This is a genomic window from Pseudorhodoferax soli, assembly GCF_003337555.1.
GTDB lineage: Bacteria > Pseudomonadota > Gammaproteobacteria > Burkholderiales > Burkholderiaceae_C > Pseudorhodoferax > Pseudorhodoferax soli.
The window spans coordinates 469,648-485,179 of record NZ_QPJK01000006.1 but is presented as its reverse complement, the minus strand read 5'-3'; the positions used below and the strand labels follow the sequence as shown (position 1 = coordinate 485,179).

Here is a 15,532-nt window from a genome sequence, read left to right as displayed (position 1 = left end):
CAGACTCAGCTGGTCGAGCAAACGAAGCTGGCTGCCTCGTTCACGTCACCGCTGCCCTTGTAGCGCGGATAGGCCGGGTACTTGCAGAGCGGCCTGGCAACGGCGGTGGCGCCGCCCGCATCGACCTTGCGGTGCACCAGCGCTTGCGCCGACGCCGGCGTGCCCTGCTCGACCCAGGTCGCCACCGCCTTCAGCAGGTCGACCTTGTCGGGCCCGGCGCCGCCGAAGCAGTGGCCGACACCCGGCGCCATGAACAGTTCGACCGTCTGGTCGGCCCTGGCCTGGCCCAGCGAGGCAACGACGTTGTCGTAGTAGCGCGCCGTGTCGCGCGCGCTGACCGACGAGTCGGTCGTGCCGTTCCACAGGATCAGCTTGGCGCCACGCGCATTCAAGGCCGCCAGGTTGGGGTCAAAGGCCTGGAACATGCCGCCGACCGCGCCCATGCGCGGCAGCCAGTCGTCGTAGTTCCAGGCGAGCGTGTCGTAGCTGGCGTCCTGCGTGATGAAGGAGCGCACGAAGCCATCCGAGAACAGGCCCTGGACCGACGCGCCCCCCAGCGCCGCGCTGGGCCAGATGTACTCGCCCCAGCCCTTGGGCATGTCCTCGGATCCGGGGTTGTAGCCTGGATGCGACCAGGCGCCATCGGCCGTGGCGATGGCAGACGTCACCGTGTTGACGGTGGCGATCTGCGCGTCGGACAGGCACGCGTCACCGGTGTCCGCTCCAGCCGCGCAGCGCAGCGGCGCCGCGTCGTAGTGGCAGGCCGCGGGCTTGGAGATGATGCCGTCGGCCACGCCGTCGAGCCCGTCGCACTGCGCCAGCACCGCCTTCGCGAGCAGCGTCTGCTTGGCTTCGTTGAGCGTGTTGGCCGGCGTGCGCACCTGCTTGGAAATGCGGTTGAATTGCATGAACAAGCCCATGATGTTGCCGGCCGGCGCGCGCGCCACGATGCCGTCGAAGTCCTCCGGGTAGCGTTGGGCCAGCGTCAGCGCATCGTGCCCGCCCATCGAACACCCCTCGAAGTAGCTGTGCGACGCGGCCGCGCCGAAGAAGCTGGCGACCAGCGCCTTGCCCGGCGGCAGCGCGCGGTGCTCCGAACGGTAGGTGAAGTCTGCCAGCTGCTCGGGATCCAGCGCGAAGGCGGCCTTGAAGTAATCGAGACCGCGCGCGCCCGGGTAGTCGTAGCCGCCGTTGGTGCCGAGCGTCGCGTAGCGCTCGCTGAGGATCGAGGGGCTGAACTGCTGGTCGGTCGCGATCGGCATCGCACCGTCGAAGCCGCCGCCGCCCAAGAACGCGATCTTGCCGTTCCAGCCGCTGGTCGGCATGCGGGCCTCCAGACGCAGGGTCGAGCCATCGAGCCTGGCCTGCACCACGCAGACCTCCGGTTGCGCGCCGGTGGCAGCCACCACCTTCGCCTCCTGCACAGTGGCGCCACCGGCCAAGGTCTTGCCTGCGAGCTGCGGGCACCGTTCAGCGAGCGTGAGCGCGGGGGCGGCGTCGTCGCCGCCACCACAGCCGGCACAGGCGAGCACGGCAATCAGTGAAGCACTTCGGGCGATGTGCATGGTGGTTGTCTCCGTCAATGGAATGGTTGTGTGTGCGCATCCAGTCCTCAGCCGAAGCTGACGACCTTGCCAGGGTTGAAGATGTTCTGCGGGTCGAACGCCCGCTTGACCGAGCGCATCAGCGCCACCGCGACCGCGCCGTGCTCCTCGACGAGGTACTGCATCTTGTGCAGGCCCACGCCGTGCTCGCCGGTCGATGTGCCGCCATGTCTCAGCGAACGCTGGACCAGTCGGTGGCTGAATGCCTCGGCCGCTGCCACCTCGTCAGGTGCGTCGGGGTCGACCAGCACCAGGCAATGGAAGTTGCCGTCGCCGACATGGCCGAACACCGGCGCCAGCAAGCCATGGGCGGCGATGTCGTCGAGCGTCTCCTCGACGCAGCTGGCCAGCGCGGACAAAGGCACGCAGGCGTCGGTCGTCATGCTGCGGCTGCCGGACTTGAGTTGCAGCGATGCGAAATAGGCGTGGTGGCGCGGCGTCCACAGGCGCGAACGCTCTTCCTGCCGGCTGGCCCACTGGAATGCGCCGCCGCCGTGGCCGCTGGCGATCTCTCGCACCACCGCCGCCTGCTCGTCGATCTGCGCCTGGCTGCCCGCGAATTCGAGAAACAGCGTCGGTTTCTCGGTCAGCGCGGTGCGGCTGTGTGCATTCACGGCCTGGATCGTCAGTGCATCCAGCATCTCCGCGCGGGCCAGCGGCACGCCGAGCTGGATCGACTCGATCACGCAATCCACGGCCGCGCGAACGGTGGGGAAATGCACCACCGCGGCGGCCACGACTTCGGGGTGGGGATGGATGCGCACCGTCGCCTCCGTGATGAGCCCGAGCGTGCCTTCCGAGCCGCAGAAGAGCTGCGTCAGGTTGTAGCCCGCCGAACTCTTGCGCGCATGCGATGCGGTACGGATGACCTCGCCCTGCGCCGTCACGACCGCAAGGCTCACGACGTTGTCGCGCATCGTGCCGTAGCGCACGGTGTTGGTCCCGGAAGCGGCGGTTGCCACCATGCCGCCGATGCTGGCGTCGGCGCCGGGGTCCACCGAGAAGAAGAAGCCGGTGCCGGCCAGCGCCGCATTCAGCTGGTTGCGCGTGGTGCCGGCCTGCACCGTGGCCGTGAGATCGCCGGTACGGATCGCCAGCACCGCGTTCATCTGCGAGAAGTCGATGCACACGCCGCCCTCGACCGCCAGCAGGTGGCCTTCGATCGACGAGCCGACACCGAAGGCGATGACGGGTACCCGCTCGGCCGCACAGGCCTTCACCACGAATGCCGCCTCGGCGGTGTCGTGCACGAAGACCACCGCATCGGGCGGCTGGGGGCGGTAGCTCGACTCGTCGCTGCCGTGCTGCAGCAGCACGCTGTCGGCGGTGGAGAGACGCGCTGCGAAGCGGCCCCGCAATGCCGCGAGCAGTTCGGCGGAGGGTGCGCGGCGGCCGGTGGCCGCAACGGTCGGGCGCACAGGGTCCATCACATGGGCGTTCATGGCGTCGTTTCCTATCAGGGGATGAAGCCGCGGGCTGGCAGCCCGCGGCGGATAGCTGCGGATCGGCTAGCGCGTCGACGAAGCGACAGGCTGCTTCGACGGCTTGACCCACAACACCAGCACGGCGCCGATCACCAGGAATGCCGCCAGCATGTGCAGGCCCGCGTCGGTGCTCTTGGTCGCATCCTTGATCAGGCCGATCATGAAGGGCGCGGAGAACCCCGACAGGTTGCCGAGCGAGTTGATCAGGGCAATGCCCGCCGCCGCAGCGGCACCCCCGAGGAACGCGGTCGGCATGCCCCAGAACACGGGCAGCGTCGACATGATGCCCATCGTCGCGATGGTCAGGCCGACCATCGACAGGGTGGCGTTCCCGTGCATCGCCACGCTCATCAGCAGGCCCGCGGCACCGACGACGGCGCCGATGGCCGAGTGCCAGCGGTGCTCGAGCCGGCGGTCGGCACTGCGCGCTGTCAGGTACATCGCGACGACGCCGAAGGACCACGGAATCGCGCTGAGCAGGCCGATGTCGAGCGCGCCCGTCACCCCGATGGCCTTGATGATGCTGGGCAGCCAGAACGAGATGCCGTACAGGCCGGACACGAAGCAGAAGTACACCAGCGCCAGCAACCACACCCGGCCGTTGGACATCACGCTCCAGATGCTGGCCTCGGCTTTGCCGGTGCCTTCCGCCGCAATGTCACGGGCGACCAACGCGCGTTCGTCGGGGCTCAGCCAGGCGGCGTCCTTGACGCGGTCGTCGAGGTAGCGCCAGACCAGCACGCCCAGCGCGGCCGTGGGCAGGCCCTGCAGCAGGAACATCCACTGCCAGCCTTGCCAGCCGTTGACCCCGGCCATGCCCTGCAGGATCCAGCCCGAGATCGGCCCGCCCAGGATGCCGGCGAACGGGATGGCTGCCAGGAACAGCGAGGTCGCCTTGCCGCGGCGCGCCGCGGGGTACCAGTAGGTGAGGTACAGGATGATGCCGGGGAAGAAGCCGGCTTCGGCCGCGCCCAGGAAGAAGCGGATCACGTAGAACGTCATCGGCGAGTTCACGAACATCGTGGCCGCCGACAGCAGGCCCCAGCTGATCATGATCCGGGCGATCCAGCGGCGCGCGCCCACCCTGTGCAGGATCACGTTGCTCGGCACCTCGAACAGGAAGTAGCCGATGAAGAAGATGCCGGCGCCCAGGCCATACACCGCTTCGCTGAACTGCAACGCGTCCTGCATCTGCAGCTTGGCGAACCCGACGTTGACACGGTCCAGGTAGGCCGCGATGTAGCAGACGAACAGCAGCGGGATCAGCCGCCAACTGACCTTGCGGTAGACCGCGTCGGCGGCCGAGAGGGAAGTGCTGCCGCCATGTGGCGCTGACAGGGTTCTGGATGTCATCGGGTTGTCTCGGATGGTTCTGCTTGGCCTGCATGGTCGATCGGCGCCCCCGGGGGGGCCTATCGGGTTAACTCGCGAAATGCATACCGATGGGAGAACGTGCCATCTCGTCCGGAGATGCCGGCAGTCAACCCCGCGAACGCAGCCGAGGAATGGTGGAGCGCAACCATGGTGAATGCGCGCACGGCCCAGGACCGCAGACATGACTGCACATGTGCCGCCAGCATGGTCGCGCACCGCGCGCTAACTGATCGCCGCGTGCGCAGCTGCCCGCCGCGGCCGCCGACAAGCCGGGCCGCCTTCAGCGCGATCGCCGACTTCGACGCCGCCGTGGTCGCGGCGAGACGCGCCGCCGTGACACGCGTGGGCGGCATCCGGGCTCGCCCAATGGGCTACGCTGGCCAGCGGCCTGCCCAAGCGCTGGTGGTCATTGACTTGATCGCTTTCGTCTTCCCGGGCGCTGTGCCGGGATCGGTAAAAAACTTTGCCGGTTCTGTCGCTGGCAGGTCAACCGGCGCGACCGGTTCAATGGTGCCGGCCGGGGACGCTGTTCCTTGCCCATCGAAGACCATGCGCCCATCGCTGTGGGCCGCGCACTCAGCTGATAGCCGGTGATGGCATCACCAACCGCAGGTGTTGCAATTCCTTCAGCGCCGACGCACTGGCATACCAGGGCTTCAACACCTAGCTCCCCATTGCGGCATCGGGGGCAATGGCAGCAAGGCCTTGCGGCGTCAGCGCCAGCACCACGGCGTCAGGCTGCATGGCATTTCCGCTGCGCGTGCGGACCTGCGGCGGGACGCTGAGCTCCACATAGCCGGCAGCCCGGTAGGCGAGGACAAGATGGAACGCTGGACCAATGGGAACGGGCCGAGGCAACCTGCTGCCGGCAAGCGTACGCAAAAACGAAAGATCCACTGCAAGTTCAGAACGATGGGTCGGCACATTGTCTCATTGGAGGTGAAAGCGAGGGCGCAGCAGCAACAGCGCGCAGTGGCACGCGAATCGTCGCCTGCACGGGCTGCCGCCTCCATCCAAACGGATCTCTCCTCACGCAACGAAGGCCTTGAACGCCGATCGCAGCATTCGCTGGACCGAGCGCGTTTGTGCGTCGCCATGCCTTGACAGCATGACCACCTTTGCGGAAGGAAACGCTGGCAGCCCCAGGCTTGGCCCAACGTCCACCAAGCTGCCCGCGGCCAGCCGACGCGCCATGGGGACCACACCGATCCCGGACTGCGCGGCAGAGATCGCCGTGGTCACGCCGCTGGCCCACAGAACGTCGACCCACGGCACTTTCGAACGCAGCAGCAAACGCCTTGCAACGGCGCCGACACCGCAGACTTCCATCACCGTGATCAAGGGGAGCGCGACATTGGTGAAGTTCCCTGCTGGGCTCGCGAACCACCCGTAGGGGTCTTCGAACAGCAGGTCACCGTCCCGGCGCGCGCCCTGCCGAATGATGGCCAGATCGAACTCGCCGCGCTCGAAGGCTCTACGCACCTTTGCGGCGTCATCGACGTGCACCTTCAACAACAGGCCTGGGTCATGCGCCTTGATGCGGGCGAGCACGGCAGGCAGCTCAGGGCCCACCACATGCTCGCTGATGGCGATGCTGAGGGCGCGAACGGGTCGGTCGATGGTCTCAAGAGCGGTCTTCTGCGAGGCCAGCAGGTCACGCGCATGGGGCAGAAACGCTTCTCCCTGAACGGACAGGCGCACGTGACGCGGCGTACGGTCCAACAGACGCTGCCCCAGCTGGCCCTCCAGGCGGCGCAACTGCTGGCTGACGCCGGCTTGCGTGACGCCCAGAACATCCGCAGCCCGGGTGAAGCTGCGCAGCTCAGCGACGAGCACGAAAGCTTCCACGGCGGCGAGGTCCAGGTGCTGAGGGCTCATGTTCGACAAGCGTTCGCCATCTCTGAAATCAGCAGCTACGGCTTTATCTGGGCCGCGCACTTCCGTAAATTTTTCCTGCGCTGAGGACGTCCTGCCGCGGGCCGCTCGTCCCCGTCGCCTGCACCGCGATGCCACCGGCCCAACCCAGGAGAACAGCCATGCAAGAGTCCCCGGCCAACGCCAAGTTCAAGCCCTACACGCGTCTGTCCATCCGACAGGCACCGCAATGGCAACACCTGTCCCTGGAGCACAGGCAGGCCATCGACATCGTCGCGCGGGTACTGCCCTTCCGGGTCAACGCCTACGTGCTGGACCAGCTGATCGAATGGGACCGCATCCCGGACGATCCGATCTACCGGCTGACCTTTCCCCACAGGGACATGCTGCCGGACAGCGAGTTCTTCGACTTGCATCGCCTGGTCTCCAATGGTGCGCCCGAAGCGCAGATCGATCAGCTCGTGCGCAACATCCGGATGCGCATGAATCCGCACCCGGCCGGCCAGATGACCCACAACGTTCCCACGCTCGATGGCGTGGCGCTGCGCGGGCTGCAGCACAAGTACCGCGAAACCGTGCTGTTCTTTCCCGGTGCGGGCCAGACCTGCCACGCCTACTGCACCTTCTGCTTTCGCTGGCCGCAGTTCGTGGGCATGGAAGAACTGAAGTTTGACGCCAAGGAGTCGCAGGAGCTGTGCGCCTACCTGCGCCGCCACACCGAAACCACCGACCTCCTGGTCACCGGCGGCGATCCGCTCGTGATGAACGCGCGCTCCCTGGCCGAGTACCTCGATCCGGTACTGGCTCCGGACCTGGCCCACGTGCAGAGCATCCGCATCGGAACCAAGTCGGTCGCCTACTGGCCGCAGCGTTTCGTCACGGACAAGGACGCCGACGAACTGCTGCGCCTGTTCGAGCGCGTCGTCGCCGCCGGCCGCAACCTGGCGCTGATGGCGCACTACAGCCATCCCCGTGAGTTGCAGCAGCCGATCGCGCAGCAAGCCCTTCGCCGCATCATCGCCACCGGCGCAACGGTGCGCATCCAGGCGCCACTCATCCGCCACGTCAACGAAGACCCTGCATGCTGGTCGGAGCTGTGGACCACAGGCGTGCGGCTCGGTGCAACGCCTTACTACATGTTCGTCGAGCGGGATACCGGGCCGAGCAGCTACTTCAAGCTCCCTCTCGTGAAGGCCTACGAAGTGTTCCAGCAGGCCTACCGCTCGGTGTCAGGTCTTGCACGCACGGTGCGCGGGCCATCCATGAGCGCCTTCCCGGGCAAGGTGATGGTCGATGGCATCGTCGAACTCGGTGGCGACAAGCTCTTCGCCCTGCAGTTCCTGCAGGCACGCAACCCGCTCTGGGTGCGCCGCCCCTTCTATGCCAAGTTCGACGCCCGCGCGAGCTGGCTGGATGAACTGCGCCCCGCCTTCGGCGAGCGCTTCTTCTTCGAGCAGGGGTTGCAAGCGGATCTGCCGGACATCATCCAACCCGTCGCATTCCACCGCAGCACGCGGGAGCCCCCCAGCGCAGCCGATCGGCATCCCTGCTGACGTCAGCCACCACCAATCACCCAAGCCGGCGCCACGACCGACGCCGGACACCCAACACAGGAGCCAAGCATGGATGCAACAAGAGTCGCCGTCATCGGCCTCGGACCGCGCGGCCTCACGGTCCTGGAGCGCGTGCTGGAGCACGCACATCGCCTGCCTCGCGGTACCCGCCTGCAGATCGACGTCTACGACGACGGCGATGCCGGACAGGGATGCCATCGCGCCCAACAACCCGAGCATCTGCTGATCAACACGGTGGCGTCCCAGGTCACCATCTTCCCGCCGGCCAGCTTGGCCGGAGGCGATGGCGGCATCTCGCTCGTCGAGTGGGCCCATGCTGCTGGCTACCGCCGCCACGGCGATCGCTTTCTGCGCAACGCTGCTGAGCGTGGCCAACCCATCACCCAGGGCGACCACCTGCCCCGCGCCATGCTGGGCGAGTACCTCGCGTGGGCCTATCGGCGCGTGGTCGACATGCTTCCACACCATGTGACGGTGGCGCATCACCGCCAACGGGTCATTGACCTGCGCGCCAAGGCCTCCGCCTACGAGGTCTGCACGCCCGATGGCCACACGCGGGCCGCGGCCTACGTGTACCTGACCACCGGGCACGGCAGGCGGGGGCCCAACGGGCAGGACCGTGCGTTCGACCGTTTCGTGGCCGATCACGCCCAGCGCAATCACCACCTTGCCTACGTCCCATCCCCGTATCCGATCGAGACGCTGGACGCCATCGAACCCGGGGCCACGGTCGCCATCCAGGGGCTGGGCCTGACGTCCCACGACGTCGTTTCAGCGCTCACCCTTGGTCGGGGCGGAAGGTACGCCCACGACCAGGGGCGCCTGTGCTATCGGCCATCCGGCCGTGAGCCTCGCATGCTGCTCTTCTCCCGCAACAGCTTGCCGTTCGCCGCTCGCGGCATCAACCAGAAAGGCTTGACCGGCCGCCACCAGGCAAGGATCTTCACTGTCGAGGCCGTCAACCTCAAACGACAGGCCAGGCTTGCGGCCACGGGAGACGCACGCATCGACTTCCAGGCAGACGTGCTGCCGCTCGTCCTCTCGGAGATGGCCTGTGCCTACCGCAACGCCATGCAGCCATCGCTCTGCGCATCCGGCGACTTCGTGGCCACGGAGGACGAACGCCTTGGCATCGATGCCATCCTCTGGCCGCTGAGGCAGCGCAGCTTCAGCTCCTTCCAGCAGTTCCATGACTTCGTCCATGCCCTGATCGAAAGCGACCTCGCCGAGGCCGAGAAGGGCAACCTGTCCAGCCCGATCAAGGCAGCCACGGACGTGTTGCGCGACACGCGCGAGGCGATGCGCGCGGCCGTCGAACACGCAGGCCTGACGCCGGCTTCACACCGCTTCTTCATGGAGGACTTCAACGCGGCGACCAACCGGGTCTCGTTCGGGCCGCCACGGCAGCGCAACGCAGAGTATCTGGCGCTGCGCAGGGCAGGCCTGATCGACATCGCTGGCGGTCCTGGTGCCAGCATCGTCGGCGACACCCGGACGGCACGCTTTCGGATCAACGCACCCTACCCCTCGGGGGATCACAGCGTCGAGGCCGATGTGCTGGTGGTCGCCCGCCTGGATGCCTACTCGCCGCTCACCGACGCATCCAGCCTGACCGACAACCTGCTGGACCACGGCATCATCCGGTCGTTCTGCAACGGTGACTACCATCCTTGCGGCATCGACATCGACAGGCAGATGCATCCCATCGATGCCAGCGGCAAAAGCGGCAAGAACATCTGGGTGCTGGGGTATCCGGCCGAAGGCGCGCACTTCTACACCCATGCGCTGCCGCGACCCCACGTGCTTTCGCGGCAGACGCTGGATGCGCAGCACTGCGTGCTGGAGATGTTCGCGGCCATTGCCGAACGCACGACCGCAGGGTCCGGGTGAGAAAGCAGGCCGCTGGAGCACACAGGCGTAGCCAAGCAAATGCCACAGGCGCCGACCTCGCCCTGCTGACGGCTGCGAAGCGGCGCCATGCTGTACGGCTCAGCACTCTTGCGTCCATTGACTCCACCCTAGTGAAAATCCCTGCTCGTCGTCGCGAGCTTGCCGAGCAGCGGCGTCAGGTCCGCCAGTTTGTGGGCGACGAGGTTCTTGACCTCCCCCTCCCGCTGCCACTGCCCGTACACGGCCAGCAGCCGCGCCCGCAGCACCTCGGGCCGTTGCTGCTCCTTCAATGATCGCCACACGATGACCTGCACGTTGCCGGTCTCGTCCTCCAGCGAGATGAACACCGTGCCCTTGGCCGTCTCCGGCTGCTGGCGGACCGTGACGATGCCGGCATAGCGCACCCAGCGGCCATTCGGCAGCCGGTCCAGGTCGCTCGCCTTGGCCAACCTGCGCTTGGTCAGCACGGGTCGCAGCAACAGCATCGGGTGGCTGCGCAGTGTCAGGCCGACGGTTTGGTAGTCGTGCACGACCTCCTCGCCTTCCGGCGCCGCCGGCAGCTCCAGGAAGTCCTCGTCGACCACAGCGTCGTGCAACAGCTTGGGCGGCCGGCGCAGGGCCGACGCTTGCCACACCTGCTGGCGCCGGTGTCCTGACAGGCTCCTGAGCGCGTCCGCACCGGCAAGCAGCTGCATCTCGTGCTGCTCCAGCCCAGCGCGCCTGGCCAGGTCCTCAGGGTCGTCCAACGGAGCTTGGGTGCGCGCTTGCATGATGCGTTGCGCCGACGCCTCCTTCAGGCCGCTGACCAAGCGCAATCCCAGCCGCACCGCCGGCGGGTCGGGCAGGTCTTCCAGCGTGCAATCCCAATCGCTGAACATGACATCGACCGCACGGACCTCCACACCGTGGCGTTGGGCGTCCTGCACGAGCTGCGACGGCGAGTAAAAGCCCAGGGGCTGCGAGTTCAGCATCGCCGCCAGGAACTCTGCGGGATGGTGGTGCTTGAGCCAGCAGCTTGCGTAGACCAGCAGCGCGAAGCTGGCGGCATGGCTCTCTGGGAATCCGTACTCCGAGAATCCCTTGATCTGCTCGAAGATTTGCTCGGCGAACGCCTTTTCGTAGCCGCGTTCGGTCATGCCGTTGACGATCTTGTCGTAGTACTGCTGCAGCCCGCCCTTGCGCTTCCAGGCCGCCATCGAGCGGCGCAGCTGATCCGCTTGCCCAGCCGTGAACCCCGCTGCAAGGATCGCCACTTGCATCACCTGTTCCTGGAAGATGGGAACGCCCAGCGTGCGGCCCAGCGCTTCTTCCAGCGCCGCGCTCGGGTATGAAACCGGCTCTTTCCCTTGCCGCCTGTTGAGGTACGGGTGGACCATCTGCCCCTGAATGGGCCCGGGCCGCACGATGGCCACCTCGATGACCAGGTCGTAGAAGCACTTCGGCTTGAGCCGCGGCAGCATGGACATTTGCGCCCGGCTCTCGATTTGGAACACCCCGACGGTGTCCGCCTTGCAAATCATCCCGTACGTGGCTGCGTCCTCCGCGGGGATGTCCTGCATCGAGAACGCATAGCCCTTGCGCAAGCTCACGAATTCGAGTGACCGCCTGATGGCCGACAGCATGCCCAACGCCAGCACATCCACTTTGAGCAGGCCCAGGGCGTCCAGGTCGTCCTTGTCCCACTCCACGATGGTCCGGTCTTCCATCGCCGCGTTTTCAATCGGCACCAGCCGTTCGAGCGGCCCCTTGGTCAGCACGAAGCCCCCCGGGTGCTGGCTCATGTGGCGGGGCATGCCGATGAGCTGGGAGGTCAGCTGCATTAGGTGCTGGACCACGAGCTCCTGCATGTCCAGGCCGGCTTCCGCCACGCGCTGGCTCCTCTCGTCGGCGCCGTCCCACCACGCGAGGTTGGACGCCAGCGCCTCCAGGCGCGATAGCTCGATGCCCAGGGCCTTGCCCACGTCCTTGAACGCGGACTTGGCCCGGTACTTGATGACCACCGAAGTCAGCGCAGCCCGGTCGCGGCCGTACTTGCGGTACAGGTACTGGATGACCTCCTCGCGCCGCTGGTGCTCGAAGTCCACATCGATGTCGGGCGGCTCGTTGCGCTCCTTGGAGATGAAGCGCTCGAACAGCACCGACGTGCGGGCCGGGTCGACCTCGGTCACCCCGATGCAGTAACAGACCACGCTGTTGGCCGCGCTTCCGCGACCCTGACACAAGATGCCCTGCGACTGCGCGAAGCGCACGATGTCAGCGACGGTCAGGAAGTAGTGCTCGTAGCCCAGGTCCGCGATGAGAGCGAGCTCGTGCTCGATTTGCGTCTGGACCTTGGGCGTGATGCCTTCGGGCCAACGCCGGCCGGCGCCTTCGTAGGTGAGCTGGCGCAGGTAGCTCGTGGGCGTGTGCCCCTCGGGCACGACTTCGTCGGGGTACTGGTAGCGCAGCTCGTCCAGAGAGAACGTGCAGCGGGCGGCGACGTTCAAGGTCTCCACCATCAGCGCTTGCGGAAAGCGCTGTGCCAGCTGCACCCGGCTGCGCATGTGTTGCTCGCTGTTGAGTTCCAGGTCCAGGCCGCACTCCGTCAGGGGGCGGCCCACCCGCGTGGCCGTCATCACGTCATGCAGTGGCTTGCGCGAGCGCACATGCATGCGCACGTCGCCGCTGGCCACGAGGGGAATGGCAGTCAGCGCGCTGACCTCCTCCATGCGGTAACGCCACATCTCGTCGTCCAGCACCTGCTGCATCTCGACCGCCAGCCAGCAGCGGCCCGTGAAGCTGGACAGCAGCCAGCGCGCGATGGTCTCGAGTTGCGCGTCCGTGCACTCACGGTCTGGCGAGACCAGCACCACACAGTCGGCCAGCGCCGTGGGCTCGATGGCGTCCAGCACCAGGCGGTAGGTGCCCTTCTCGGCCGTGCGCCGCAGGGCCGTGATGAACTGGCACAGGTTGCCGTAACCCTCGATGTTGCAGGCGAGAACGTTGAGCGTGAACGGCGCGTCGCAGGTGACCTTGAATTGGCTGCCGTGGATGACCTTCAGGTCCTGGTCCTTGCCCTCCACGTGCGCGCGCACGGCACCGGCCATGGAGCATTCATCGCACACGGCGATGGCGCTGTAGCCCAACTTCTTCGCGCGCTCGATCAGCTCCTCCGGCCAGCTGGCGCCCTTCAGGAAGCTGAAGTTGGACAGCGCGCGCAGCTCCGCGTAGGGCGGGATGCCGGCACGGCCGTCCTCGCTCATGCGAAGGCCCCATGCAGATACCAGGCCGTCTGGTCACGCCCGAGGTGCTCGTGGAAGACCCACAGGACCCCGCAATGCGGGCTCTGCGCAACCCAGTAGTCCCTCACCACCACCGCGGTTGACTCCTTGTCGTCGCCTTCGCGCACGCGGTGCCACCAGCCGCCTTCGACCCGGTGCGGACCGGTGAGCATCTGCAACACGCCCTGGTACATCGGCTTGTCGCCCCGCATCGCCAATCGCAGGGGCTTGGCGAGGATGAAGCTGGGCTGTGGGAAACGGTTGCGGCGCGCTCGCTTCTGCGGCAGGGCCTGCGGGGCGGGCTGCCAGCGGGTCTGCCACTCCAGGCGATGGTCCTCGACAACGACCGGTCGAAGCACCTTCTCCGGCCCCAGGCGCGCTGCGATGCGTTCGAGCACCAGCGTGAGGGATTCCCCCTTCTGGGCGACGTCGGGCAGCAAGGACTTGCTGTGCTCCTGCAGCGCGTGCACGTCCAGCGCTTCCAGCTCCAGGTCGCCTGCGGGCGCCTGGAGCTGCACCTTGGCCAGGTTCTCTACGAGGAGCCGGCACAGGTGGTCCACATCGCGCATCGGCGCTGCCGTGCGGATGGTCAGCTCTCCGCCTGCATCTGAGCCCCGGGGTCGCATGGCGTCGTGGATCCAGCGCAGCACGAAGGCGGTGGTGCCGGCATGGCGCGCCGCAAGCCAGCCACACAGCTGCATGAGCAGCCTGCGCGCGCCAAAGAGCAGCGCCGGTGCGGTGTCGACCCGCGACATCAGTTCGAGCCGCGCCCTGAACGTCTGCGGCGCTTCCACCCATTCATGGACTTCAGGCCGCAAGCCATAGGCCTGGTCGAGCGCGGTGAGCAGCTGCTTGTCGAAGCGCCGGCTGATGCCACCACGCGGCAGCGCTCGAACATCGCCAAGCGTCTTGCAGCCAAGCTGCGACAGCGTGGTCAGGTGCGGCCGCACCGCGGCCAACGTGTCCATCGGCAATGCGTCGAGCAGCGGCGTCAGGGGGCCGCGGATGCCGTTCTCCCTGCCGGCCCGCGCGAAGGCCACCGCCGCGAGGCTGGTAGGCGCCCAGGCCACGTTGCCCACCCCGAGCTCGGGCACCTCCGCAACGATGCGGTCACGCAGTGCGCGGCGCCCACCGAACAGCCGCGTGCTCGCTTCGACCTCGACGACGACCGCGTCCTCCACGATGGCGGTGCGCGGCGAGAACTGCAGCGCGTACATCGAGAGGCCACGCAGCTGGTCGTCATCAGGCGGCGGCGTGCCGGGGTCGGACCGTGTCAACAGGGCTACCCACAGCATGGGAGACCTCGGCGGCGGGGCGGGTGAGCCGGCGGGCACGTAGCGTCAGCACCGACGCCAGCCCGCCCGGTATCGAAGGCAGCGCAAGCGTCCGCTCGTGCGCAGGACCACGCCGCTTCAGGATGTGGACGTCCAGCGTCCAGTCGAGTCCGGCCGAGGCATGGACGCGCAAGGGTGCGGCGGAGGACTCGTGGCGCGCCGCCTCAGGCCGGCATAGGAAGACCAGGCTCTCGCAGCCTTGGGCGCAGACCTGCAGCCGGCGTAGCTGCTCCGCTCGCGCCTTGGGAAGCCATGCGACGACCGCGCCCGCCGCCTTGGACTTGATGAGCTGCTCCGTGGTCCATAGGCGCTCGGCAGGCTGGTCTGCCTGCACCCAGACGAACTGCCGCTCGCTCAGGCCCATGTACTGCAGGCCCGGCAGGTGCGGCTGGCGTGGAGGCCCGACGACCACGACCTGGCCGCCGTTCTGGACGACCGTCTTCAAGGCCGGCGACAGCAGCCGCCACTCGAGCACTGCCGGCTGTGCTGCCAGGATTTCCACGACGGACTGCTCGGGCCAGCCGCCGCCTGGCAGCTCGGCGTCCAGCGCGGCCCACCCGGTCGGGCGTGCTGCGGTGGTGCGGTGTTCCAGCTCCGTGCCCCGCCAGACCGCTTCGGCCACGCGCGCTCCCAGCGCGGATGCCAGCGGCGCGCCAGCGTCATTGGCTGCGGCAGGTGGGGAGAAAGCAGGAACGGCGGACATGTGTGAAATTACTGTACATCAATACAGTATCACGAACTCGCAATCGTGTCTGCTCGCGACATGATTTTTTGGAGGCGCCCTGTCCATGCGGCATGCCGACCCACCTGTTCGGAGACGACGGGTCCATTCCAACCCTGGCTTTCAGAAACAGCCCGACTTCCTGAGCCGCGGGCAAGGTGCAGCTGCTCGAGGACCTTCGGGCGCTGCCGCTGCACCTGGCCAAGTACAAGGAGTATCTGGCGCGCCGCCAGGTCGTGAGCGTCCGCGGCAGCTACGAACTCGACACGAACACCCTACAACCCGGGATGGCGCTTGACGAGCGCCTGCTGCTTGCGCCACCTGGCTCGGGAGGTCCGCGAGCAGCTGGTGTAGGTTCTCGCGGCCGACTACCTGCCAGAGACTCGCCGGGCTTCTGCGCTCGTCGCGGCCGGCAT

The 15,532-nt window shown here is 67.3% G+C and carries 9 protein-coding genes; 2 read left to right on the top strand and 7 right to left on the bottom strand.

What is annotated here, in order from left to right:
• Nucleotides 1–5: 5 nt before the first annotated feature.
• From DES41_RS22720 to DES41_RS22705, 4 genes are all read right to left on the bottom strand, one after another.
• Entirely contained in the window at nt 6–1,565 is a 1,560-nt protein-coding gene (locus DES41_RS22720) for a tannase/feruloyl esterase family alpha/beta hydrolase (RefSeq protein ID WP_114469930.1), read from the bottom strand.
• A 47-nt stretch (nt 1,566–1,612) separates the two neighbouring features.
• A complete protein-coding gene (locus tag DES41_RS22715; RefSeq protein WP_114469929.1) occupies nt 1,613–3,046 on the bottom strand; it encodes an FAD-binding oxidoreductase in 1,434 nt (477 codons plus the stop codon).
• Between the two features lie 66 nt (nt 3,047–3,112).
• Nucleotides 3,113–4,441: an MFS transporter gene (locus tag DES41_RS22710; RefSeq protein ID WP_114469928.1), complete on the bottom strand. Its 1,329-nt coding sequence runs from the start codon at nt 4,439–4,441 to the stop codon at nt 3,113–3,115.
• A 1,050-nt stretch (nt 4,442–5,491) separates the two neighbouring features.
• The gene (locus tag DES41_RS22705) at nt 5,492–6,340 is read right to left on the bottom strand and encodes a LysR family transcriptional regulator (RefSeq protein ID WP_114470028.1); all 849 of its coding nucleotides are present in this window, start codon (nt 6,338–6,340) and stop codon (nt 5,492–5,494) included.
• A 158-nt stretch (nt 6,341–6,498) separates the two neighbouring features.
• Between DES41_RS22705 and DES41_RS22700 the strand changes: the two genes are divergently transcribed.
• Nucleotides 6,499–7,890 (top strand): KamA family radical SAM protein, encoded by a 1,392-nt coding sequence (locus DES41_RS22700; protein ID WP_114469927.1) that lies wholly within the window; start codon nt 6,499–6,501, stop codon nt 7,888–7,890.
• Nucleotides 7,891–7,959: 69 nt separating this feature from the next.
• The gene (locus DES41_RS22695; RefSeq protein WP_114469926.1) at nt 7,960–9,801 is read left to right on the top strand and encodes an FAD/NAD(P)-binding protein; all 1,842 of its coding nucleotides are present in this window, start codon (nt 7,960–7,962) and stop codon (nt 9,799–9,801) included.
• Nucleotides 9,802–9,929: 128 nt separating this feature from the next.
• Here the strand turns inward: DES41_RS22695 and DES41_RS22690 are convergent, their stop codons facing one another.
• Genes DES41_RS22690 through imuA form a run of 3 tightly spaced genes read right to left on the bottom strand, consistent with a single transcriptional unit; the run spans nt 9,930 to nt 15,098 of the window.
• Nucleotides 9,930–13,043 (bottom strand): error-prone DNA polymerase, encoded by a 3,114-nt coding sequence (locus DES41_RS22690; protein ID WP_114469925.1) that lies wholly within the window; start codon nt 13,041–13,043, stop codon nt 9,930–9,932.
• The gene (locus tag DES41_RS22685; RefSeq protein WP_425466385.1) at nt 13,040–14,356 is read right to left on the bottom strand and encodes a Y-family DNA polymerase; all 1,317 of its coding nucleotides are present in this window, start codon (nt 14,354–14,356) and stop codon (nt 13,040–13,042) included. Before DES41_RS22685 ends, DES41_RS22690 begins: the two co-directional genes overlap by 4 nt.
• A complete protein-coding gene (gene imuA / locus DES41_RS22680; RefSeq protein ID WP_114469924.1) occupies nt 14,304–15,098 on the bottom strand; it encodes a translesion DNA synthesis-associated protein ImuA in 795 nt (264 codons plus the stop codon). Before imuA ends, DES41_RS22685 begins: the two co-directional genes overlap by 53 nt.
• Nucleotides 15,099–15,532: the final 434 nt, after the last annotated feature.